Origin of the sequence: Vibrio ouci (genome assembly GCF_004551525.1) — a bacterium.
GTDB classification, from domain to species: Bacteria; Pseudomonadota; Gammaproteobacteria; order Enterobacterales; family Vibrionaceae; genus Vibrio; species Vibrio ouci.
The window spans coordinates 21,892-46,585 of sequence record NZ_SATR01000036.1; the positions used below are offsets into that span (position 1 = coordinate 21,892).

The following is a 24,694-nucleotide window of genomic DNA, read 5'->3' on the forward strand; positions in this document are numbered from 1 at the left end:
TTTAGACCGCAAAACTCTTAAGAGCAAACAAAAAACACTAAAGCAACCTGCCGGAGGTCACAATGTTGTCTTTATTCGCCTAACAGATAGCTACAATCTAAAGCTAAGAAGGCAACAGCGAATGTGCTGATTGCAGAGTAGAAACCGAACTCATCAAACTTCTGACACTTGTCTGAAAACTGTGGCGTCCAGCTTAGAAGGTGTTGACGAATAAACTGTTCTTGAACAGCAAAAGCTTCTTCGATCTTAGCTTCGTCTTCTGCTTCATTTGAACGGATGATCAAGTTACCTAAGAAATCGAGCTCAATCGCAATGTGGTCTGCTGGTTCGTTAAGGTTTTTGTCTACCTCGACACCATGCTCAGCCATCACTTCTTCCATCTCTTTCGCTGGCGTATCGTTTAATAGGCCAGACTTACCGATATACATTGACGCGTATGGCAGGGCAGAGTCTTTATCTGACTTTAAGAAAAGGTCACAAAAATCAGCCGCTAGCTCAAGTTGTGCGTCTTCGCGGTCCATAAGACGGTTTAGAGCATCAGTAATGCGGTCGATTGACGGCTTAAGTTGCTCGTTTTCGCCCAATCCAGTAAGAAAAGAACGGATCTCAGGCGAATGATATTGCGTGATGTTCTCTTGAGTTAGCTCTTTAGCGAAAAGGCTCGACAGCCACCAGTAGATTTCAGCGCGTTTTTCATTGAATGCTTTGATTTCTTGCATTAGGTGTTACTCCCCAAATAATTACCGCTATTGTAACCAATAAAGATGAACAGCGGTAACCACTTATATGACAAGATAAAATCAAATATTGGAAGATATTAATGTGCGGAAAAGTTTTGTCTTGAATCAATAAAAAATCATCTTTCTAGCTTTTAAAGTGATAAATACTAGAAATGTTACTATTTATGAATAGAATAATAGAAAGAGCAAATCCCAATGTAAATTAAGTGGTGTAGATGAGTTATCACGTACTAGTTGTAGAAGATGACGCAGTTACTCGCAGTAAGTTGGTGGGGTACTTTCAAAATGAAGGTTACAACGTCAGTGAAGCGGAAAGCGGCGAGCAAATGCGCGACATGCTACAAAGTAATGCGATTGATTTGGTGATGTTGGACATTAACCTACCTGGTGAAGATGGTTTAATGTTAACTCGCGAACTTCGCAGTCAGTCTGACATTGGAATTATCCTGGTAACAGGACGCACGGATAGCATTGATAAAATTGTTGGCCTAGAAATGGGCGCAGACGATTATGTCACTAAACCTTTTGAACTGCGCGAGCTACTGGTTCGAGTTAAAAACTTGCTGTGGCGAATTTCTGCTGCGCGTAACTCTGCAGGAAGTGTTGAGAGCGATAAGGCGAACGAAAATATGGTTCGCTTCGGTGATTGGACGTTCGATGTTCAACGTCGCGCTTTGAGCCGTAACGGCGAGCCAGTTAAGTTAACGAAAGCAGAGTACGAGTTGCTAGTGGCACTGTCTTCGTACCCGAACCAAGTATTAAGCCGTGAGCGTATTCTAAACATGATTAGTCACCGTGTTGATGCGCCAAACGATCGTACGATTGATGTGCTTATTCGTCGTATGCGTGCCAAGATGGAGTTCGACCCTAAGAATCCACAAATCTTTGTTACAGTGCACGGTGAAGGTTACATGTTCGCTGGTGACTAACGAGATTCAAACATAAAAATACCGAGGCATGCCTCGGTATTTTTTTATCTGTTAAAGCGCACTTTCGCCAGCATTGAGACTTTGTTCTTCATAGTCTGATGCCCAGTCGCGTAGTGATTGCCATATACGCCCCAGCGTTTCATGCCAGTAGCGTTCAGTTTGCTCAAGGTATTTGCCTTTTGGCGTGTACTTTTCCCATGCTTGAGTAATGTTATCGTGAGCTAGGTAGTTAGTTGGCGCAGGGTAAGGGTCCATGCCTGCCGAGTGAAACTCATTCAATGCACGCTTCATATGGCTAGCTGAAGTGACAACAACCAATTTCTTCGTTGTAACGAAAGCAGCAGCCTGCCTTGCTTCTTCCCAAGTATCTTTTGCTGTTTCCAGCAGGATAATGTCAGATTTTGAAACGCCGAGTGATAACGCTACCTTTGCCATCATACGTGCATTACTCACTTCTGAGCCACCCGCATAACCAGACAAGATCAGTTTAGAACCAGGATAGATGCGCATAATGCGGATACCCTCAGCTAAACGCATCAAACCAGTACGACTTAATTCTGAAGTAGGAGGGATCTTGTCATCGACAACGTGACCACTCCCTAACACCATAACGTAGTCTATAGATTCATCGACCGGGAAAAATGCAGAGTACTGGCGCTCTAATGGCATCAATAATCGAGAAGAAACCGGTTGGAAGGCAATTAAGAAAATGCCAATAAATGAGAATAAAACAACAAAGCATCCTGTCTTCTGTTTACGCGTGAACATGATTAACATAAGGCCCAACATACCAATGATTAACATCGCTGGTAGGGGCATTAGTAAAGAAGACACAACTTTTTTAAGCTCAAACATACTTAAATAGTCCGAAAAAACATCAATTGATTATATTTTAAGAGAAAGCCTCTTTATTCCTGCCTTTCTTGTGACAGAATAGCAGCACGATTAGACATAATAACTCATGCTGCTGTGACTGAAGACCGCAATTTCGACGATATTGCCCACAAATTTGCAAAAAATATTTACGGCTCTGATAAAGGCGAGATACGCCAAGTCATTGTTTGGGAAGATCTTCAACAGGTACTTCATACTGTTGATGGGGCAAATAAACAACTTAATGTGCTTGATGCAGGTGGTGGATTGGCACAAATGTCTCAAAAGCTTGCTAAGCTCGGACATCATGTAGCGTTATGTGATCTATCTTCTGAAATGCTGCAATTAGCAGAGCAGGATATTGCAAATAACGGCCTGCTTGAGCAGTATCGCTTCATTCATTCTCCTGTTCAATCTATTGAGAAACATCTCGATAAGCACGTTGACGTGGTGCTTTTTCATGCTGTGATGGAGTGGTTAGCAGACCCTAAACCCGCACTGGAAAATGTACTTGAACAGGTGAAGCCGGGTGGGGTGGCGTCAATTATGTTCTATAACCATCATGGATTGGTATATAAGAACGTAGTGTGTGGCAATATTCCTCATGTACTCGATGGAATGCCACATCGAAAACGATTTAAGCTGCAGCCGCAAAAGGGCTTAAAACCAGAAGAGGTCTATCAATGGATAGAAGACGCTGGTTTCACGATTTGCGGTAAATCTGGTATTCGTTGTTTCAGTGACTACATAGGCAATATGGAGTACATGGGTGACTACGAATATGAAGATGTGTTAGCACTAGAGAAACAACTTTGTAGACAAGAGCCATACCTCTCGTTAGGCCGATACATACATGTATGGGCACAAAAGAAAGAAAAGCAGGACTAACAATGAGCGAGATGACTCTAAATGCTGCTGAGCAACCCATCGATGAATTGGTTGGCTGGGTTAAGCAGAATGACTTCTCATTGAACCTCACGACAGAGCGGCTAGCATTTTTGATTGCTATTGCTGTGCTCAGTAACGAAAGGTTTGATGAAGAACTAGGAGAGGGCGAACTCCATGATGCGTTCACTATCGTTACTCGATTATTCGAAGAAACGGGTGATGCATCGGCATTTCGTGCCAATAACGCGATTAACGAGATGGTAAAGCAGCGCCTAATTAGCCGTTTTACCAGCGAAGTGACGGACGGTGCGAGTATCTACCGTCTATCACCGCTTGCGATTGGTATTACCGATTACTACGTGCGTCACCGTGAGTTTTCTAAGCTAAAACTATCGATTCAGCTCTCTATGGTGGCTGATGAGATGGCGAAAGCGATTGAATCGGCTCGTCAAGGTGGCACACCGGGTCACTGGCGTAAAAACGTCTACGGCGTGCTGAAGTACTCTGTGGGCGAGATCTTCGATCAGATCGATCTTAACCAGCGTGTGATGGATGAGCAGCAGCAATCTGTGAAGATTCAGATCGCTGAGCTGCTGAATAAAGATTGGCGTGATGCGATCAACAACTGTGAATCGCTGCTATCTGAAACGTCGAACACACTGAAAGAGCTGCAAGATACATTGCAAGCGGCTGGCGATGAACTTCAGACTCAAATCTTAGATATCCAAGAACTGGTTTACGGTGATGACGAATTAGAGTTTATCGCTGAGACACTGTTCGGTCTGCAAATGAAGCTGGACCGCATAACCAGTTGGGGTCAGCAAGCGATTGACCTTTGGATTGGCTATGACCGCCACGTACATAAGTTTATCCGAACTGCCATTGATATGGATAAGAACCGAGCATTCAGCTCGCGCTTACGCCAATCAGTGAAAGACTATTTCGATATGCCTTGGTATCTGACTTATGCAGATGCTGAGCGTCTCTCAGAGCTTCGTGATGAAGCTTTGGTACTTCGTGATGACGAAGTTACCGGTCAAGTGCCATTAGAAGTGGAATACGAAGAGTTTCAACAGGTCAACGATGAGCTGTCAGAGCGTATTGGTGGCATGCTAAAAGTGCACAAAGAACAAGGTACACCAATCGATTTGGGCTTAGTGTTACGTGATTATCTTGCGCAGCATCCACAGACTCATCATTTTGATTTAGCACGAATTGTTATCGACCAAGCTGTGCGTCTGGGCTATTCAGAGTCCGACTATCAAGCGATCCAGCCAGATTGGCAAGCGATTAACGATTTTGGTGCAAAGGTACAAGCAAATGTCATCGACCGATATTAATGAATACATGTCAGATAAGCTGGCAAAAGCAATTTCTAACCCTCTATTCCCAGCGCTAGATAGCATGCTGCGAGCAGGGCGTCATATTTCAAGTGAAGACCTTGATAACCATGCACTGCTGTCAGATTTCGAAATCGAGCTGTCATCGTTTTATCAACGTTACAACACTGAGTTAGTGAAAGCACCGGAAGGTTTCTTCTACCTGCGTCCACGTTCGACTTCTTTGATTGGCCGCAGTGTATTGTCAGAGCTCGACATGCTAGTGGGTAAGGTACTGTGTTTCCTTTATTTAAGCCCAGAGCGTTTGGCTCACGAAGGTATCTTTACCAATCAAGAGCTATACGAGGAGTTATTGGCTCTTGCTGACGAAAGCAAGCTAATGAAGCTGGTAACTAACCGCGCGACAGGCTCTGATTTAGATAAAGAAAAGCTGTTTGAAAAAGTTCGTACATCGCTACGTCGTCTACGTCGCCTAGGTATGATCATAAATATTGGTGAAACCGGTAAATTCAGCATCAGTGAGTCGGTATTCCGCTTTGGTGCCGATGTACGTGTTGGCGATGATATGCGTGAAGCTCAACTACGTCTGATCCGTGATGGTGAAGCAGTAGTACACACCAAAGAACCAAGCCAAGGCAGCTTACTAGAGCAGCCTGCAAGCGAAGAAGATCAAGCCGAAGAAATGATAGAAGAAGGTGAAGCATGATTGAACGAGGTAAATATCAATCGCTGACCATGGTCAACTGGAACGGCTTCTTTGCACGTACATTTGATATTGATGGACTAGTAACCACGCTTTCTGGTGGTAATGGTGCGGGTAAGTCGACCACGATGGCGGCATTTATCACCGCATTGATCCCTGACCAAACGTTACTGCACTTCCGTAACACAACAGAAGCCGGTAGTAGCCAGTCATCACGTGACAAAGGCCTTTATGGTAAGTTGCAAGCGGGCGCATGTTACGCCGCGCTTGATGTAGTCAACTCACGTAACCAGCGTCTATTGTTTGCGGTTAAGCTTCAGCAAGTTGCTGGCCGTGACAAGAAAGTCGACATCAAACCTTTCGTTATTCAAGGTCTGCCAAGTCACGTAAAACCGACTGATGTTCTAATTGAAAGCGTATCGGCAACTCAAGCGCGTGTTCGTCAGATCAACGAAGTGAAAGAAGCGATTGCTGAGTTTGAAGGCGTTCAATTCAAAGCATTCTCTTCGGTAGTGGAATATCATTCACAGATGTTTGAATTCGGTGTGATTCCGAAGAAATTGCGTAACTCTAGCGATCGTTCTAAGTTCTACCGCCTGATTGAAGCCTCGCTTTACGGTGGTATTTCAAGTGCGATTACGCGCTCACTGCGTGATTACCTATTGCCACAAAACGGCGGGGTTAAGAAAGCGTTCCAAGATATGGAATCAGCGCTGCGTGAAAACCGCATGACGCTAGAAGCGATCAAAACCACTCAAGCAGACCGTGACCTGTTCAAACACTTGATTACCGAGTCGACCAACTATGTTGCTGCGGACTACATGCGTCATGCTAATGATCGTCGTAACAAGTTAGATAAGACTTTATCACTGCGTTCAGAGCTATTTGGTTCTCGTGAAACTCTGCTAGAGCAAAACAACCTGCTTAACCGCGTTCAAGAAGAGCTTGAGCTGTTAGTAGAGTCTGAGTCTTCGCTTGAGCAAGACTACCAAGCGGCATCGGATCACTTACAGTTAGTGCAAAATGCGCTGCGTCAGCAAGAGAAAATCGAGCGCTACCAAGAAGATCTTGAAGAGCTGCAAGAGCGTCTTGAAGAGCAGATGATGGTGGTTGAAGAAGCGCAAGAGCGTGTTCTGATGGCTGAAGAGCAAGCCACCGTTTCTGAAGAAGAAGTGGATAGCTTGAAGACTCAGCTTGCTGACTACCAACAAGCCCTAGATGTTCAGCAGACTCGCGCATTGCAATACCAACAAGCGGTGCAAGCGCTGGATAAAGCCAAGCAGTTACTGGGTAATGACGGCCTAACGGCAGAGTCAGCACAAACCTTAGTCAATGAACTGAAGGCACAAGAAGCACAAAGCACCACTGAACTTCTGGCAACCAAACACAAGCTAGATATGTCTTCAGCGGCGGCAGAGCAGTTTGAAGCAGCGCTTAAACTTGTTCGCTCGATTGTTGGCTCTGTTGAGCGTCAGGACGCAGCGGCTAAAGCGAAAACAGCGATTCAACAAGGTCGTGATGCTCAGCAATTAGCACAAAATGAACAGCAATGGCGTGCGCAGCACCGTGATGTTGAGCGTCGTCTTCATAAGCAACGTCAAACACAAGAGTTGGTTGCGGAGTACCAAAAGCAGCACAACGTTGATTTAGTTGATGAGCTTGCGTTTGAACAAGAGCGTGAACGTCATGCAATGCAAATCGAATCCCTTGATATGTCTCAAGAGGATCTTCGTGAGCAGCGTAGTGAACAGCGTCGTCTTGAGCAAGATGCCGCTTCTGAGATTAATAAGCTTGAAGCGATTGCACCGACCTGGATTGCCGCGAACGATGCACTTGAAAGCTTACGCGAGCAAAGTGGCGCAGCGCTAGAAGATAGCCAATCGGTCATGGCGCACATGCAAGTGGTGCTGGAAGACGAAAAGCAGCAATCACTAGCGAAAGATAAACTGGCAGAGCGTCGCTCGCAGCTAGATACTGAAATTGAGCGTCTAGCATCGCCTGGTGGTTCAAACGACCCGCGTCTTAAAGGCTTAGCCGATACATTAGGCGGCGTACTGCTGTCTGAGATTTATGACGACATCACTATCGATGATGCGCCATATTTCAGCGCAATGTACGGCCCTGCTCGTCACGCGATTGTGGTGTCTGACCTATCAGGTATCGAAGAGAAGCTAGTTGAGTTAGACGACTGTCCAGAAGATTTGTACATCATCGAAGGCGATATCGACGCGTTTGATGACAGCTCTTTCGATGCAGAAGAGCTAGAAGGCGCAGTGTGCGTTCGTATGAACGATCGTCAGATGCGTTACTCACGTCTACCTGAGATTCCTCTGTTTGGCCGCGCGGCACGTGAACAGCGTTTAGAGCTGCTACGTAACGAACGTGATGAAGTAGTTGAGCAGCATGCGAAAGCGGCGTTTGATTCGCAGAAACTTCAGCGTCTATACCAAGCGTTCAACAACTTTGTCGCCAAACACATTCAGGTAGCGTTCGAATCTGATCCTGAACAAGCGCTGGTGGGTGTACGTGAAAAACGTAACCAAGCTGCGCGTCTGCTGGCTGAACTGGATGCCAAAGAGCAGCAGCAACGTAGCCAACTGCAGGTGAGCAAACAAGCACTATCAGCACTGGATAAGATTGCGCCAAATATGGCGTTGATTGAAGATGATGCGCTAGCGGCTCAGTTTGACGAGCTTGAGCAGAACATCGAAAAACTGACCGAAGCGAAAGCGTTTGTTGCTAACCATGGCAAGGCGCTATCAGAGCTTGAGAAGATTGTTTCAGCGCTGGATGCCGATCCAGAGCAGTTTGACGCACTAGAGAGTGAATACCAAGCGGCTGACCAGAAACTGCAAGCGCTGAAGACACAAATCTTCGCACTGGCTGATCTCGTTGAACGTCGTCACTACTTCGCTTACTCAGATTCTGTTGACCTATTGAACCAGAGCAGCGAACTGAGTGAGCAGCTTAAAGCTAAGCTGGTAGAAGCAGAAAAAGCACGTACACGTACTCGTGACGAACTAAAGCAAGCACAAGGTCAGATGAACCAATACAACCAAGTATTGGCATCACTTAAGAGTTCGCACCAAGCGAAACTTGAGACCGTGCAAGAGTTCAAGCAAGAGCTACAAGAATACGGTGTAACGGCGGATGAAGGCGCAGCAGAGCGTGCACAACGTCGTCGTGATGAACTGCAAGAGCGTCTACACACTTCTCGTTCACGTAAGAGTGAGTACGAGCGTACCATCACCTCAACTGAGCTGGAAATGAAGTCGCTGGCGAAGCGCCTGAAGAAAGTTCAGAAAGAGTATGTTGAGCTGCGTACCTTAGTGGTTGCCGCGAAAGCAGGCTGGTGTAGCGTACTGCGCTTAGCGCGTGAAAACGATGTTGAACGTCGTCTGCACAAACGTGAACTTGCCTACATGTCAGCCGATGAGCTACGTTCAATGTCAGATAAATCATTGGGTGCACTACGTCTAGCAGTTGCGGACAACGAAGATCTGCGTGATGCACTGCGTCTATCTGAAGACAATGCCCGTCCTGAGCGTAAAGTTCTGTTCTACATTGCCGTTTACCAGCATCTACGTGAGCGTATTCGCCAAGACATCATTCGCACCGACGATCCAGTTGAAGCGATTGAAGAGATGGAAGTAGAGCTTGCACGTCTAACAGAAGAGCTAACGCAGCGTGAAAACCGCCTAGCAATCAGCTCTGAGTCTGTGGCGAGCATCATCAAGAAGACGATTCAGCGTGAGCAAAACCGTATTCGTATGCTTAACCAAGGCCTATCAAACATCTCGTTTGGTCAGGTTAAGGGGGTACGTCTAAATGTGAAGATCCGTGAAAGCCACGAAGTACTGCTTAACGGTCTGTCAACGCAGCAAGATCAACATAAAGACTTGTTCGAATCTTCGCGCTTTACCTTCTCAGAAGCGATGGCGAAATTGTTCCAGCGTGTGAACCCGCATATCGACATGGGCCAACGTTCACCGCAAGTTCTGGGTGAAGAGCTACTCGACTACCGTAACTACCTAGAGCTAAGCGTTGAAGTTAACCGTGGCTCTGATGGTTGGCTACAAGCTGAGTCTGGTGCGCTATCAACCGGTGAAGCGATCGGTACTGGTCAGTCAATCCTACTGATGGTTGTACAAAGTTGGGAAGAAGAGTCACGTCGTCTGCGTAGCAAAGACATTGTGCCTTGTCGCCTATTGTTCCTTGATGAAGCAGCGCGTCTGGATGCGAAGTCTATCTCGACTCTATTCGAGCTTTGTGACCGTCTGGATATGCAGCTTCTTATTGCGGCGCCAGAGAACATCAGCCCAGAGAAAGGTACGACCTACAAACTGGTGCGTAAGGTGTTTAAAGACCACGAACACGTGCACGTAGTCGGTCTGCGCGGCTTTGGCCAAGAGAAGAAACCGAAAAGTGAAGTTCAGCAATTGGTTGAAGAACTCTAACGCTAAACCCAAGTAAAATTAAAAGCCCGCATCTCAAGATGCGGGCTTTTTCATTACGGCAGGCGGTTATTTAGCGCTCTCTTCTATAGGCGTTTGGCGATATTGTCGCGGCGTGCAACCGCTCCATTTTCGAAAAGCATGGCGAAAGTTGGCGCTGTCTGAGAAGCCAATGCGTTCCGCGATTTCCTCGACAGACATCTGCGTGGAGGTAAGGTAATGGCGAGCGAGGTGTAAACGCACGTGATCGAGGATCTGCTGATAGCTGGTCTCTTCTGCTTTAAGATGCCGTCTTAACGTTCTTGACGACATGCCTAACTCGGCAGATAGTTCTTCAATCGAAGGATAGTCGCCTAATCGTTCAACAAACATTTGTGTGATTTTCTCTTTCAGACTGGCATCCCCAGTGACCTTTTCCAACATCTCGTCGCAAGATTTCAAACACATCTGGAGCGTCATCGTATTGGCTGCTGGGAGCGGTTCATACAGTTTCGTCGCGTCGAATTGCCATTCTAGTTGTTCGCTATTGAATTCGATTTTGCAGTGGAATATTTGTTCATAGAGTTCGCTATATTCAGGCTCGGGATAGGGGAACCTGATTAGCGTGGATGGAAACGGCTGTTGCATCACTTCTTCACATAAATTCTGAATCGCAGCAAACCAATATTCACAACAAAACGGTAATAGGGACTGAAGATCGATCAGTTGTTCAGCGCGAAAGTAACCTTGGTTATCCTCAACCCACATCTTTTTCTTCAACACAGGGCCGGCAAGTCGTAAATACTTAAAGCCCATCATTAACGCATCAAGTAACGTATTGCTACTAAACACGGCGTAACCGAGTACGCCAAAGTCACTAAACCGCGCTTGTTGGCCGACTTTCAAACCCAATCCGCGTTCTTGTGAGTGTTCAAGCGCATTGCTGAAGATGGCCAGTTTTTGCGCCAATGTGATGTGAGTATCTGGAACATACAGCGCAGCAGCGTCGACATTACTACCATCAAGTAAGTGTTCAACATCGACCTTGGTCTCTAGATAACGGCTAAGCAGTTGTAAGTCTAGGATGCCACAAGATTGAGTATCTGGTTCGTAAACGGCGGTGTATTCCATTCTTCCCCCTTTATGCGAACCATTATCCTAGCGTCAGTCGAAATGTGATTCCGTCACCATTGTCTCAAAGCTGTCCGAATATCACCTATTTTTGTCTTTTTGCAACCTTGGCCACATGTTATCGAAATGTTGCAATCGACAGATTGAATAGTGGGAGACCAACATGAGTGTACTGGCCAATAACGAAACCGAACTACAGTGCGAGCAAGAGCTAACGGCGATCAATGATTCACAACACAGCGAGTTAGAGTTTTGGTTTTCCGAACTTAAACTGGCCTATCAATCCGATCCACTACCAAGCTTGTCGGTGAGAAAGCAGCGATTGGTCGCATTAAAAAGGCAGCTTTCGCGCTATCAAAATGTGTTAGCGGACGCGATGAGTGAAGACTTCGGTGGTCGTAGCCATACGGAGTCGATCATGGCTGATGTGCTTGCTCCAATACTGGATATCAATCACGTGGTTCGTCATTTGAACAAATGGATGAAGCCGAGCAGTAGAGCGACAGAGTGGATTTTCAAAGGCAATCAGCTGCAAGTCCGCTATCAACCCAAAGGGGTCGTGGGCATCATATGCCCTTGGAACTTTCCTCTTTATTTGTCTATTGGCCCCATGATTACCGCTTTGGCGGCGGGCAATCGCTGCATGATTAAGATGCCGCCTAATTGCCCAGCAACGACGCGTCAACTACGCCGTATGTTAGCAGAGATTTATCCAGAGAATTTGGTCTGCATTGTGGATGGTAACCACCCTCAAGCGATGGAGATTTCTCACCTTCCGTTTGATCACCTGATTTTTACTGGCTCTCCCGCTAGCGGAAAAATCATTATGGCGAATGCCGCTGCCAATCTTACTCCTGTTACCTTGGAGCTTGGGGGCAAGTCCCCCGTCGTGGTGTTTGATGATTACGATGTAGGTAAGGCCGCGGAGCGCATTGCTCATGGCAAAGGGTTTAACTCTGGCCAGATTTGTATTGCACCTGACTATGCGTTCGTCCCAGAAGAGAAACAGCAGCAGTTTGTTGAAGCGTTGAAAGACGCACATCAAAACATGTACGGACAAATCCAAGGTAACCAAGACTATACAGCGCTTGTCGATGAGGCTCAGCACCAACGATTCCACGAATTACTTAATGATGCTTGCAGCAAAGGTGCGACGGTCACTCAATGTCTTAAACCGGGTGAGGGGAGAAAGACACCTTTGTATGTCGCGACTAACCTGACGCCAAATATGCGTATCTGCCAAGAAGAGATTTTTGGTCCCTTGCTACCAGTGCATACCTATCGCTCGATAGAAGAGGTGATTGAATATGTCACCGACAGACCAAGGCCACTTGCGTGCTATTTGTTTAGTCATAACGCAAAGCAGCGTGAGGCGTTTTTGCAACAAACCCACAGTGGCGGTGTCACTATCAATGATTGGGGTTGGCACGTACTTAATCATTCAGTGCCATTTGGAGGTATTGGTAACTCGGGTATTGGCAATTACCACGGAGAAGAAGGATTTCGAGAGTTAAGCCACGCTCGTACCGTACTGAAAATGCGAGATTGGTTTCCGATTCAGCTATTTTCTCCGCCTTATGGCAACCTAGTGCAAAAACTTATCCTCAGAACATTTGTGGGTAAGCCCGATGCAGATCTAAACAAGGATACTTAACCCACTAAGCTTCAATTACCCTAAATAATCTATCTGCAGTGGTCAGGTACTGCTGACCATTGTTGAAAAGGAGATCATGGATGCATAACCTTGCTGTTAACTTAGAGCGTAGTGCAGCGCTTTTCCCTACCAAAGCGGCCCTAAGGATGGGCGATGAAGAAGTCAGTTTCGCATTGTTCGACAAATTGGCGAGTAATGTTGCTGAAAACCTCAAACGACTAGGCCTAACTGCCGGAGACAAAGTGGCACTTTCTTGCCCAAATGTGAGTTATTTTCCGATAGTTTATTACGGGATCTTGAAAGCAGGGTGCGTGGTCGTTCCCCTCAATGTATTGTTTAAAGGTAGAGAAATTGCTTACCACCTGAATGATTCAGAAGCGAAAGCCTACTTCTGTTTTGAAGGTAATGATGAGTTACCGATCGGTCAGTTTGGTCGACAAGGGTTTGAGCAATCACAACAGTGTCAGTACTTTGTTTCGTTATCTCACCAATGTGACGAAGGTGAATATGCGATAGAAGATTGGTTCACTGAAGAAAACGTACCTTTTGAGTCCGTCGCACTAAGCAGTAATGATACAGCAGTGATTCTTTATACGTCTGGTACCACAGGGCAGCCTAAAGGAGCGGAGCTTTCACACTCCAATATGCACAGTAATGCGATGTCTTCTCAGTACTTAATGCGCTTGGAATACAGCGACACCACCATGGCTACACTTCCTCTCTTTCACAGTTTTGGCCAAACGGTGATGATGAACGCGAGTATTTTGACCGGTTCTACCTTGGTATTGGTTCCCCGCTTTGAGCCGCAATTTGTCATTGAGCAAATCATCCAACATAAGATCAGCGTGTTTGCTGGTGTACCGACCATGTACATCGCACTGTTAAGAGCAGGTGAGCAATCACCCGAGCAATCAGAATTGGTTAAACACAGTTTAAGGCTCGGAGTCTCAGGCGGAGCCTCTATGCCAGTAGAAGTGATTCGTCAGTTTGAACGCCGTTTCGAGCTCCCTGTTCTCGAAGGTTATGGATTGTCGGAAACGGCGCCTGTCGCGACATTTAACCATATCGATGGGGATAGGTTACCGGGAAGTGTTGGACAGCCGTTATGTGGTCACGTGATTAAAATCATTGATGCCAAAGGTGATACGTTATCGGCAGGGGAGCTCGGTGAAGTGTGTATTAAAAGTCCAAGTGTTATGAAAGGTTACTATCGCAGGCCAGAAGCGACACAGGACTCCATTCGAGACGGCTGGTTTTTAACTGGGGATATCGGGCGTATTGATGAGCATGGCAATTTGTTTATCGTCGATCGCGTCAAGGACATGATTATTCGTGGTGGGTATAACATTTATCCGCGTGAGGTAGAAGAAGTGCTGATGTGCCACCCTGACGTCGAAATGGTCGCCGTTGTTGGAGAGCCAGATGAGCGCCTTGGAGAAGAGGTGAATGCGCATGTTGTGCTTCATAGAGACTCACATTGCAACAGCGAGGCTTTGATATCTTGGTGCCGTGAGCAGCTCGCAGATTACAAATACCCACGTCGCATTTTTATCCGTCAAAGCTTACCCATGACGGCAACGGGAAAAATCCTAAAACGTGAACTTCACGCATTAGATGCAGAGGAAACCGCTGATGGACAGTTATGATTTTATCGTTGTCGGGGGCGGCTCTGCGGGCTGTGTCTTAGCGTCTCGATTAACAGAAGACCCTCATGTTAGCGTTTGTTTGCTCGAAGCAGGCGGTAAAGATACCAGCGCGTTTATTCATACTCCGATTGGTATGGTGGCGATGATGCCAACGAAGATAAACAACTGGGGGTTTGAAACGATTCCGCAACCGGGACTGAACGGGCGCAAAGGCTATCAACCTAGAGGAAAAACCTTAGGCGGTTCTAGTTCAATTAATGCGATGATGTACGCTCGGGGACACCGCTATGACTATGATTTATGGGAAAGCTTAGGCAACAAAGGCTGGGGCTATGATGACTGCCTGCCGTATTTCAAAAAAGCAGAAAACAACGAAGTTCATCATGACCAGTTTCATGGTCAAGGTGGTCCCTTGAATGTGGCTAACCTTCGTTCGCCAAGTGAGCTGCTAGAGCGTTATTTACAAGCTTGCGAATCGATAGGTGTTCCCCAAAATCATGATATTAATGGCGCAAAGCAATTGGGGGCGATGCCAACGCAAGTTACTCAGTTAAATGGTGAACGCTGTAGCGCCGCTAAAGCGTACCTCACCCCAAATTTAGCTAGACCTAATCTGACCGTTATCACTAAGGCCACAACTCACAAAGTTCTATTTGAAGGTAAAAAGGCAACTGGTGTTGAGTATGGTTTGAAGGGGCAACGCTTTCAGATCAAGTGCACCAAAGAAGTAATATTGTCGGCAGGTGCGTTTGGCTCTCCTCAACTTCTGATGTTGTCAGGTGTCGGCGCTAAAAAAGATCTCGATGCTCATGGTATTGAGCAAGTTCATGACTTGCCTGGAGTGGGGGAAAATCTACAAGACCATATTGATTTGGTTCAGACCTATCGTAGCAGTGCCAAACGAGAGACCTTTGGAGTGTCACTGCGAATGGCCGCTGAGATGAGCAAAGCAGTTCCTCAGTGGATGAGGCAGCGCTGCGGCAAAATGAGCAGTAACTTTGCCGAAGGGATTGGGTTTTTATGTTCAGATACCGATGTACAAGTGCCTGACTTAGAGTTTGTGTTTGTTGTTGCTGTGGTAGATGATCATGCGCGCAAGATTCATGCGAGCCATGGTTTTAGCTCTCATGTGACCTTATTGCGTCCAAAGAGCGTTGGGACGGTAAAGCTGAATAGTGCTAGTCCATATGATCCACCTAGTATCGATCCTGCGTTCTTTAGTCACTCTGAAGATATGGAAGTCATGATTAAGGGTTGGAAGAAACAACATCAAATGCTAGAGAGTAGGGCGTTTGATGATGTGCGCGGGGAGAATTTTTATCCAGTCGATGCAATGGATGACAAGGCGATAGAAGAAGACATCCGTAATCGAGCCGATACCCAATATCATCCAGTGGGTACCTGTAAAATGGGCACAGCGGATGACAAGTTTGCTGTGGTAGACAGTAACCTAAATGTATACGGAATGAGTGGGTTAAGAGTCGTAGACGCTTCAATTATGCCAACGTTAGTTGGAGGCAATACTAACGCGCCCACCATTATGATTGCAGAGAAAGTTGGCGATAGTATCAAGCAGCAGTATGCCTTGCTAAAACAAACTAACACGGCCGAGTGTGAGCTTGCTTAGCTAGAGAAAGGCATTCGTTACTGAATAAAAACAAAAGCCGAGGTCATGATAACCTCGGCTTTTATTATTGAAACCTAACTGCGAACTAGAATTGCGCGGAAGATCCAAACTGTTTAGCAGCGTACTCAACGCGTTCCGCTGGTTTTGGGTATTCAGCCGGCATGCCGAGGCTTTCAATGTGGTGCAGTCTAGGTAATAGACCTGCACCATTGGCAATTTGAATAGCTAAGCCTGGTCGAGCGTTTAGCTCAAGGACCATTGGACCTTCATCTCTATCAAGTACCATGTCGGTACCCATATAGCCCAACCCCGTCATTTCCCACGCGCTGGATGCTAGAACTAACAAACGTTCCCAGTGAGGAACTTGTAGTGTTGATAGATCTTTACCAGTATCAGGGTGGTGAGTGATCGGTTGGTCAAACTGAACCGCTCGAATTGCCTTACCAGTTGCGATATCAATACCGACGCCAACCGCACCTTGGTGAAGGTTAGCTTTGCCGTCAGACGCCGCCGTTGAGCAGCGCATCATCGCCATGACAGGGTAGCCCTTAAAGACGATGATACGAACGTCAGGTACACCTTCATAACTGAAGCCTTCGAAGCAATCATCAAACTTAATTAGGTTCTCAACGATAGCTACGTCGTTCTTACCACCTAGCGAGAACAGTCCTGCTAGTGCGTTACTGATGTGACGTTCTACATCCTCTTTGTTGATAGTGGCACCCGATGGCTTGGTGTACACGCCATCTTTATGTGACGTGATAACCAAGATACCTTTACCGCCACTACCTTGAGCTGGCTTGATTACGAAACCAGGCCAATTCTCAACCATCTTATGGATGGTTCTTACTTCTGCCTGATTACAGATCTTGCCAATCAGCTCGGGTGTGGTTGCACCGTGCTGCTGGGCAATGATCTTGGTTTTTAACTTGTCGTCAACCAAAGGGTACTTTGAGCGATCATTGTATCGCCCAATGTAACTATGGTTTCGCTGGTTCATGCCCATAATACCTTTATGGCGCAGTTTACCCGGCGAAGTAAATTGAGAGGTAAAACGTGAAAACATGTTTAGTCCTCCGCAAGTGGTTTAAAGCGACGAAGCTCTGTCAAACGGTAACCTGTGTAAGTACCTAGCAGTAGAATACCGCCTAGAACGATTAGCTGTAGGCCAATAAAGTTAAACGTTAGGTGCTGAATGTATGGGTTAGTCATTGCAAGGTAAACCAGTACCGCAGTCAGCAGTGAACCGCCACCTTGAAGAACAACCTCTTTGGCACCTTCTTCTTCCCATAGGATCGACATACGTTCAATCGTCCAAGACAAGATGATCATTGGGAAGAAGGTAATAGATAAACCTTCAGTCAATCCAATCTTAAATGCGACAACTGTAAATACTGAAATGATCATAATTACCGTGATGATCACCGCGGATATTCGTGCAACCAACAACAAGTTGAGCTTGGATAGATAACTACGGATAACCAGACCAGTACCGACGATCAGTAAGAAACCAACAATACCCGTCACCAGTTGCGTTTGGACGAAGGCGACAGCGATCAGTACAGGCATGAATGTGCCCGATGTTTTAAGACCGATGATGACACGTAGGAAAACAACAATGAGTGCACCAATTGGAATCAGCATGATGGTCTTAAACATCGCTTGCTCTTCCAGTGGTAGGCTATGAATTGAGAAGTTTAGTAGCCCATCTGCTTCGACTTTCTGCTGAGTTGCTTGAGAAGGAGAAACATCTTGAGCAATCATCGAGAAGTGAACTTGGCTGTTATTACCGCCAACCACGTCAAGCAGGGAAACATTAGACTCATCCCAAACCAGGATATTTTCTTTAATCACTTGGTTCGGATCGTTGGCATTAAACAGTACCCAGTTGTTACCATCCCACACTTGGTTCATGTGTTGAATCGTTTGGCGGCGACGGCCATCTTCTAACTCAATAACGCCAACAACTTTGCTTGGAATCTTCGCATAAGCCAAAATCTTATCGACCGCATCCACTTTAGTCATATGATTGAGGAGCAGAGAGGCATTCTGGCTGTCGCTGTCGTTGAGAGACTTAATCAGTTCACGTGTAAAGGTGATGTCGTCAGCTGAACGCTGATTTGCGCGTTCAATGACGGCGATTGCTGCAGCTTCTGCTGGGCCATCAAAGGTCGGTGGCGTGATGTCTCCGCTTGGCGGGATTGGGTCTACATTCGCTTGAGGGTCAACTAGGAATTGAACTTTGTAGTAAATCGTTTGGGCGCCAGCCGCTTGGCGGTTAGACCATTCAGCGCGTCGGCCAGATTCAGTGTTAATGTAGGAAACACCATAACCTTGTGAAGATGAAGACTGGTTGATTAGGGTAAAGCCACTTTGTGTATGTGGCGCCGCGAGAGATACTTTAACCGGCTTATCTTGCCCGTTGAACTCTACGCGAGCTTCGATATCCCAAATTTGGCTCGTTTCACCTGGCGTCCAAGGAACACCGTAGTTCTGATGACGAAACATACTTAAGACAATACCAGCAACGATAATCATTGCGACTGATATATAAAACGGGATTTTTGACGTCATAAGCTTACGCTACCTTATTATTTTTTTGGGACTTCCGTGTGGATGTATTTTTTGCTTACATCAACCATCGCAATATCTCTAATGAATTCACGGCCTAAGAGCACAGGATGGCTCATTTGAGAACGGTCTGCCAATGTAAATTGTGCTTTTTCATGGATTTTTCCGAGTTTAACCCATAACTCAACGACTGCGCGTCTTTCAACGTCTTCGGTGGTTGATTGACGGATTTTCACGAATCGAACGATAGGTGCTTCAATCCAATTGGTATCGTTGAGTTCTCTATCGCCATCAGACAGGTGGAATCGAACCCAGTTCTTGCCATTGCGTTCGAACTGTTCAATGTCTACGGCATTTAATGATGAAGTTGCTGCGCCGGTATCTACGCGCGCATCAAAAGATTGTTTAATCGAGTCGATTGTTACTGACTCGACTTCGCCAAGGATAATTCCATGAGTGGGAGTTTGAGCAACCGGTGCAGGAGCGGGGATCACTACCGGCTCTGGCTTTTTACGAACTTCTTCTAATGCTTCTTGCTTGAAGGCATTCAGTTGCTGTTCTAAATCATGAACCTGATCTTCGAGGCTTTCGATGTAATCAGATTGATTGCTTAGCTGTAAATTTAGGTTTTCATATTGATTGGTTAGATTTGCTTCAGAGGCTTGAATTGCCGCTAAGGTTTCTTGGTGATATTGCGTACTGTTAGTCAGGGTACAGCCTGAAAGTACCAGCATCGCCATAATAGGGGTCAATCTTTTCAACATTGATAAACCTGAATGAATTTAAATTGAAGATAAATAACAAGTTTAGCGTATAAAATTTGCCGCAAACAAGTGGTTGTGTGGCCTAAGCTCTCAAAAAATGAGGAATAAGTGGTATACGCAAAAAAATAAGGATGCATTGCATCCTTATCATTGTATGGGGGATTAAACATAAGAGAAACGGTTTGATACTCGAGTTGAGTTAACTCTTTGTCAATTTGTCCGTTTCACTCACATTTCCGACTAAGGTTTAGTAGCAACCAGTACCGCGCGACGTGGCGCTGGGTGCCCCTCAACTGTCTTAGACGGGTCGTTAGGGTCTAAGTAATCTGGTAATGAGTTATGCGTCATCCAATCGGTGGTACGTTGCTCATCGGTTGACGTCACGTTTTCATCGACAATTCGAACATCTTCAAAGCCGACATTTTCTAGCCATACCTTCAAGGCGCGAGCCGACGGGAAGAAATAGACATTACGCATTTGCGCGTAACGATCGACAGGAACAAGCACAGACGTTTCATCGCCTTCAATCACCAAGGTTTCTAGTATTAGCTCGCCGCCTGAAACTAACTGGTTTTTAAGCTGAATGAGGTGATCCAGTGGTGAGCAGCGGTGATAAAGCACACCCATGCTAAACACAGTATCAAACGCTTCAAGTTTTGGCAGTTGCTCAATACCTAATGGCAGAAGGTGCGCACGTTGATCGCCGCCCATTAGTTTGCGGATAGCTTCAAACTGAATCAAAAATAGGTGTGATGGGTCGATACCAACAGTGAGGCGCGCGCCTTCACCTAGCATACGCCACATGTGGTAGCCATTGCCGCAACCTACATCTAACACACTACGATTTTTTAGCGGAGAGATATGCGGTAGTACACGATCCCACTTCCAGTCGCTGCGCCATTCGGTGTCAATATGAATGCCGTGCACTGTGTATGGACCTTTACGCCAAGGGTGGAAGGTACGCAGTAGGCTCTCTAACTTTTTAATTTCACCAGTATGGAATGGGGTGTCGTTGGTCAGCATCACCGCATTTTTGATATCAATTTGATCTGGGTGACCTTCTGGGATTTTATTGAGTGCTTTTAGCCAACGGCCGAAATCACCATGTTCAGCGTTTTGCCAATCTGTCAGTTGCTGAGGTAGCACATTAAGCCAAGGTTGTAGACGAGTATCTTGGGCAATAAGTTGGAAAAAGTTAGCAAAATTAAACATAGTTTTTCACTGAGTTGGTCGTTAAAAAATTAATTATGTCATTCCCTACACTAGGGGACGAAAGCGATAGATAATTTGCGAAGTTTATTTTATCGCGAACATCGAACCGAAGTTAAAACACTGGAACCACACGTCGTAACTGCTGAAGCCGATTTTAGCAAAGCGTTCTTTGTGTTCTTTCTTAGAATCTGGACGCATTACATTTTCAATCGCGCTGCGTTTTTGGCTGATTTCGAGTTCGCTGTAACCGTTAGCACGTTTAAAGTCGTGATGCAGATCGATCAATAGTTCGTTAGATGCTTGATCTTCAAATACAAATTTTTCCGATAAGATCAAAATGCCGCCTGGGCGAAGACCGGCATAGATTTTTTCTAGCAGCGTGTAACGATCTTCTGGCGATAGGAATTGCAGCGTAAAGTTAAGCACAACCACAGAGGCATTATTAATGTCGATATCGCGAATGTCAGCTTCAACCACATCAACCGGAGTATCACTGCGGTAGGCGTTAACGTGTAACTTACAACGTTCAACCATCGCTGATGAATTATCGACGGCGATGATTTGACAACCTTCTTGCTGAATATGACGACGCATTGATAAGGTTGCAGCACCCAGAGAACAACCCAAGTCGTAAACATTTGAGTGTGGTTTAACAAATCGCTCAGCCAGCATGCCGATAGCAGAAATGATATTGCTATAACCAGGAACAGAGCGCTGAATCATGTCGGGGAACACTTCCGCAACACGCTCGTCAAAGGTGAAATCCCCAATTTTATCGATTGGAGCCGAAAAAATAGTATCTGGATTGCTCTTAGGGTTCATAACTCTGTTCTCATAACTATCAAAGCATGGCGGTATAGCTTGTGCATCTGCCACAAAAAGGCGCGTATTTTATGAGAAATTCGTCGCCATGTCATGTTCTGTCGCTGAATAGCTTAAAACATCTGTATTTGAGCATTGCCGTTACCACCAGGAAACTCAGCTAAGTCAGGCAGTTCGGCATGTAATTGCAATTGGCTGTAGAGTTTCGCGGCGAGCTCAGGAGCAATCAGATTGTCTGAGGTATGAATCATCAAATAAGGCTGTTTCCCTTTTGCGATCCATTGCGGCAATTTTGTCAGCCAAGGTGTAAAGAAGGAATGGTTGAGCGCCTCTTCAGGATGGCCGATAAAGCGAATCAGCGGGTTATTTCCGGTCGCGATGGCATGAACCGGCACTCTTGGTTTCTTCTGTTGAGCATCTAACAGGGATTCATAGTGAGGGTGGGTCGAGGTGATTTGTTCAGAGAACACCGGGCGACTGTCCATAATGATGCGATCAAACCCTTTTTCCACTAACCATTGATTTAACCGTTTTTCATCGTCTCCCTTGTCAAAGAAAGCGGGGTGACGGACTTCGACGCCAATAGGAAAATTGGGTGGAAACAAGGCGCAAAAACGCTTTAGTTGTTCAAGGTTTTGCGGACCAAATGCGGCGGGTAACTGTATTGTCCACTGACCAATTCGTTCGTGCAGTGGTTCCATAATCGCCATAAAACTTTTCAATTCACTTTGACAACCTTGCAGCATTTGTTGGTGAGTAATGTGCTGCGGCAGTTTAAACGTGAAACGAAACTTATCGTGAGTTGCGGCGTGCCAGTTTCTGACCGTTGTCGTGTTGGGTGTGGCGTAAAATGTGGTGTTGCCTTCAACCGTATGAAAGACACTGGCGTACTTTTCCAGCCTTTGGCTTGGCTGAGTGCCGCGGCCATAAAAGCTTTGTTGCCATTGATTGTTGGACCACATGGTGAGGCCTAGGCGAATTGGATAAAGGTGCATATTTGTTATTACGGTTCACATGAATACGAGTTGCGCGAGAGTTTTGCTCAACGGACCAATATAGGGCTATAATCATCGACAATTTTTTTGCTATTGGTGCAGTTTTACGCCTTTGTTGGTTTAAAAAGCATCAATAGATAATAAATCGCAATAAATTGTACGCTGGGTAGTCGATTTCATCTAACTTTCAGCGTATAAATGGAACTTTGCTCTATCGATAAATGTACACCGATAGATAGTAATCAACAAATTTTAAGAGATTGGGAAATTCATTATGCGTACCCATTACTGTGGTCACCTGAACAAGTCCCTTGCAGGACAAACTGTAGAACTTTGCGGCTGGGTTAACCGTCGCCGTGATTTGGGCGGTCTTATTTTCATCGATATGCGAGATCGTGAAGGTATCGTTCAGGTAGTTGTTGACCCAGATATGGCAGATGCGTACGAAGTAGCTAACACACTTCGTAATGAATTCTGTATCAAGCTAACGGGTGAAGTACGCGTTCGTCCAGACAGCCAAGTAAACAAAGATATGGCAACGGGTGAAGTAGAGATCATTGCGAAAGGTCTTGAAATCATCAACCGTGCAGACGTACTGCCACTAGACTTCAACCAGAAGAACTCAGAAGAGCAACGTCTTAAGTACCGTTACCTAGACCTACGTCGCCCTGAAATGAGCGACCGCATCAAGCTACGTGCTAAAGCGTCTAGCTTTGTTCGTCGTTTCCTAGATGACAATGGTTTCCTAGATATCGAAACGCCAGTACTAACTAAAGCGACACCAGAAGGTGCTCGTGACTACCTAGTGCCAAGCCGTGTTCACAAAGGCAGTTTCTACGCGCTTCCTCAGTCTCCACAGCTATTCAAACAGCTACTAATGATGTCTGGTTTTGACCGTTACTACCAAATCGTTAAGTGTTTCCGTGATGAAGACTTGCGTGCTGACCGTCAACCAGAATTCACTCAGATCGATATCGAAACGTCATTCATGACGGCTGAGCAAGTACGTGCGACTACTGAGAAAATGGTTCGCGATATGTGGCAAGAGCTTCTAGACGTAGATCTAGGCGAGTTCCCAATCATGCCATTCTCTGAAGCGATGCGTCGTTTCGGCAGCGATAAGCCAGATCTACGTAACCCACTAGAGCTAGTAGACGTTGCTGACTTGGTTAAAGGCGTAGAGTTCAAAGTATTCTCTGGTCCTGCTAACGATGAGAAAGGCCGTGTGGCAGTTATCCGAGTACCGGGTGGCGCTAAGCTAACTCGTAAGCAAATCGATAGCTACGGCGAGTTTGTAGGCATCTACGGCGCGAAAGGTCTGGCTTGGATGAAGGTTAACGACCGTGCAGCAGGCATGGAAGGCATCCAATCTCCAGTGGCTAAGTTCCTAAACGAAGACGTAATTAACGGTATTCTTGATCGCACTCAAGCAGAATCTGGCGACATCATTCTATTTGGCGCAGATAAAGCAAACACAGTATCTGAAGCTCTAGGTGCACTTCGTTTGAAACTAGGCATCGATCTAGAACTAACAAACGAGTCTGCATGGGCGCCACTATGGGTTGTTGACTTCCCAATGTTCGAAGAAGATGACGAAGGCAACCTACACGCTATGCACCACCCATTCACATCGCCACTAGGTGTGAACGCGGAAGAGCTAAAAGCGAACCCAGCAGCGGCTAACTCAAACGCATACGACATGGTTCTAAACGGCTACGAAGTAGGCGGCGGTTCTGTACGTATCCACAACGCGGAAATGCAATCTGCAGTATTTGATATTCTAGGTATTGAAGCTGACGAGCAGCAAGCGAAGTTTGGTTTCCTACTAGACGCACTTAAGTTCGGTACACCGCCACACGCAGGTCTTGCATTCGGTCTTGACCGTCTAGTAATGCTACTTTGTGGTACAGAGAACATCCGTGACGTTATCGCGTTCCCGAAAACAACGAATGCTTCTTGTCTACTAACAGACGCTCCAAGCCTAGCTAACCCAGCTTCGCTTGAAGAACTAGCGATTGCTGTGAAAGCTGCAGAGAAGAAAGAAGAAGAGTAATCTACTCTTCATACTTGAAGTTGCAGCGTTGTTAACTGCGTAAGTTCACCCTAATTACATAGAACACCTATGCGCATAGGGATGAACTTACTTGTTGCCTAGCTGAAACTCCAATTATTTTGAGTATATTATTTCTCTGAATAGCAAAAGCCGCTTCAAACGAAGCTAATGCCGATCGGTTTAGAGACTTGAATGATCTTCGGGTCGTATGATAATCCCCACTAACAAAGTTAGTGGGGATTTTTTATGTTGGCTCAAGAATTAGTACTGGCTCATGAAACGATTGAAGATGCTACAGACTACGAGTCTGTCG

The 24,694-nt window shown here is 46.0% G+C and carries 18 protein-coding genes; 9 read left to right on the top strand and 9 right to left on the bottom strand.

Translation table 11 applies throughout. The annotated features are described in order from the left end of the window. Positions 1-71 precede the first annotated feature (71 nt). Complete coding sequence (gene torD / locus ELS82_RS18880) at positions 72-719, bottom strand: molecular chaperone TorD (protein ID WP_134836857.1); 648 nt, start codon at positions 717-719, stop codon at positions 72-74. Positions 720-955: 236 nt separating this feature from the next. Between torD and torR the strand changes: the two genes are divergently transcribed. Further along, a complete protein-coding gene (gene torR / locus ELS82_RS18885) occupies positions 956-1,669 on the top strand; it encodes a two-component system response regulator TorR (RefSeq protein ID WP_134836858.1) in 714 nt (237 codons plus the stop codon). Between the two features lie 51 nt (positions 1,670-1,720). On the opposite strand, the gene elyC is transcribed toward torR, so the two are convergent. Continuing rightward, a complete protein-coding gene (elyC, locus tag ELS82_RS18890) occupies positions 1,721-2,524 on the bottom strand; it encodes an envelope biogenesis factor ElyC (RefSeq protein WP_134836859.1) in 804 nt (267 codons plus the stop codon). Between the two features lie 114 nt (positions 2,525-2,638). Here elyC and cmoM point away from each other — a divergent pair, with 114 nt between their 5' ends. Genes cmoM through mukB form a run of 4 tightly spaced genes read left to right on the top strand, consistent with a single transcriptional unit; the run spans position 2,639 to position 9,930 of the window. Then, complete coding sequence (cmoM, locus tag ELS82_RS18895; RefSeq protein WP_134836860.1) at positions 2,639-3,430, top strand: tRNA uridine 5-oxyacetic acid(34) methyltransferase CmoM; 792 nt, start codon at positions 2,639-2,641, stop codon at positions 3,428-3,430. Positions 3,431-3,432: 2 nt separating this feature from the next. After that, on the top strand, positions 3,433-4,770 hold the full coding sequence (gene mukF / locus ELS82_RS18900; RefSeq protein ID WP_134836861.1) for a chromosome partition protein MukF: 1,338 nt from the start codon (positions 3,433-3,435) through the stop codon (positions 4,768-4,770). After that, positions 4,751-5,476: a chromosome partition protein MukE gene (gene mukE, locus ELS82_RS18905; RefSeq protein WP_167489393.1), complete on the top strand. Its 726-nt coding sequence runs from the start codon at positions 4,751-4,753 to the stop codon at positions 5,474-5,476. Before mukF ends, mukE begins: the two co-directional genes overlap by 20 nt. Then, positions 5,473-9,930 (top strand): chromosome partition protein MukB, encoded by a 4,458-nt coding sequence (mukB, locus tag ELS82_RS18910; protein ID WP_134836863.1) that lies wholly within the window; start codon positions 5,473-5,475, stop codon positions 9,928-9,930. Before mukE ends, mukB begins: the two co-directional genes overlap by 4 nt. A gap of 66 nt (positions 9,931-9,996) precedes the next feature. On the opposite strand, the gene ELS82_RS18915 is transcribed toward mukB, so the two are convergent. Beyond that, entirely contained in the window at positions 9,997-11,037 is a 1,041-nt protein-coding gene (locus ELS82_RS18915) for an AraC family transcriptional regulator (RefSeq protein ID WP_134836864.1), read from the bottom strand. A 163-nt stretch (positions 11,038-11,200) separates the two neighbouring features. Between ELS82_RS18915 and ELS82_RS18920 the strand changes: the two genes are divergently transcribed. The 3 genes from ELS82_RS18920 (at position 11,201) to ELS82_RS18930 (ending at position 15,964) form a co-directional block, all read left to right on the top strand. Further along, positions 11,201-12,691, top strand: coding sequence for a coniferyl aldehyde dehydrogenase (locus ELS82_RS18920; protein WP_134836865.1), 1,491 nt, complete (start codon positions 11,201-11,203; stop codon positions 12,689-12,691). An 80-nt stretch (positions 12,692-12,771) separates the two neighbouring features. Beyond that, the gene (locus ELS82_RS18925; RefSeq protein WP_134836866.1) at positions 12,772-14,337 is read left to right on the top strand and encodes a long-chain-fatty-acid--CoA ligase; all 1,566 of its coding nucleotides are present in this window, start codon (positions 12,772-12,774) and stop codon (positions 14,335-14,337) included. Further along, positions 14,324-15,964 carry a GMC family oxidoreductase gene (locus ELS82_RS18930; RefSeq protein ID WP_134836867.1) on the top strand — a complete coding sequence of 547 codons (1,641 nt, stop codon included), beginning with the start codon at positions 14,324-14,326 and terminating at the stop codon, positions 15,962-15,964. Before ELS82_RS18925 ends, ELS82_RS18930 begins: the two co-directional genes overlap by 14 nt. An 85-nt stretch (positions 15,965-16,049) precedes the next feature. Here ELS82_RS18930 and ELS82_RS18935 read toward each other — a convergent pair whose 3' ends face one another. From ELS82_RS18935 to ELS82_RS18960, 6 genes are all read right to left on the bottom strand, one after another. Then, the gene (locus tag ELS82_RS18935) at positions 16,050-17,030 is read right to left on the bottom strand and encodes an alpha-L-glutamate ligase-like protein (protein ID WP_134836868.1); all 981 of its coding nucleotides are present in this window, start codon (positions 17,028-17,030) and stop codon (positions 16,050-16,052) included. Between the two features lie 2 nt (positions 17,031-17,032). After that, positions 17,033-18,538, bottom strand: coding sequence for an inactive transglutaminase family protein (locus tag ELS82_RS18940; protein WP_134836869.1), 1,506 nt, complete (start codon positions 18,536-18,538; stop codon positions 17,033-17,035). A gap of 17 nt (positions 18,539-18,555) precedes the next feature. Then, the gene (locus tag ELS82_RS18945; protein ID WP_134836870.1) at positions 18,556-19,299 is read right to left on the bottom strand and encodes an ATP-dependent zinc protease family protein; all 744 of its coding nucleotides are present in this window, start codon (positions 19,297-19,299) and stop codon (positions 18,556-18,558) included. Positions 19,300-19,539: 240 nt separating this feature from the next. Continuing rightward, on the bottom strand, positions 19,540-20,511 hold the full coding sequence (gene cmoB, locus ELS82_RS18950) for a tRNA 5-methoxyuridine(34)/uridine 5-oxyacetic acid(34) synthase CmoB (protein ID WP_134836871.1): 972 nt from the start codon (positions 20,509-20,511) through the stop codon (positions 19,540-19,542). Between the two features lie 84 nt (positions 20,512-20,595). Then, entirely contained in the window at positions 20,596-21,333 is a 738-nt protein-coding gene (cmoA, locus tag ELS82_RS18955; protein ID WP_053438498.1) for a carboxy-S-adenosyl-L-methionine synthase CmoA, read from the bottom strand. Positions 21,334-21,446: 113 nt separating this feature from the next. Further along, on the bottom strand, positions 21,447-22,328 hold the full coding sequence (locus tag ELS82_RS18960; protein WP_134836872.1) for a DUF72 domain-containing protein: 882 nt from the start codon (positions 22,326-22,328) through the stop codon (positions 21,447-21,449). Positions 22,329-22,602: 274 nt separating this feature from the next. On the opposite strand from ELS82_RS18960, the gene aspS reads away from it, so the two are divergent. Beyond that, on the top strand, positions 22,603-24,381 hold the full coding sequence (gene aspS, locus ELS82_RS18965) for an aspartate--tRNA ligase (protein ID WP_134836873.1): 1,779 nt from the start codon (positions 22,603-22,605) through the stop codon (positions 24,379-24,381). Positions 24,382-24,694 lie beyond the last annotated feature (313 nt).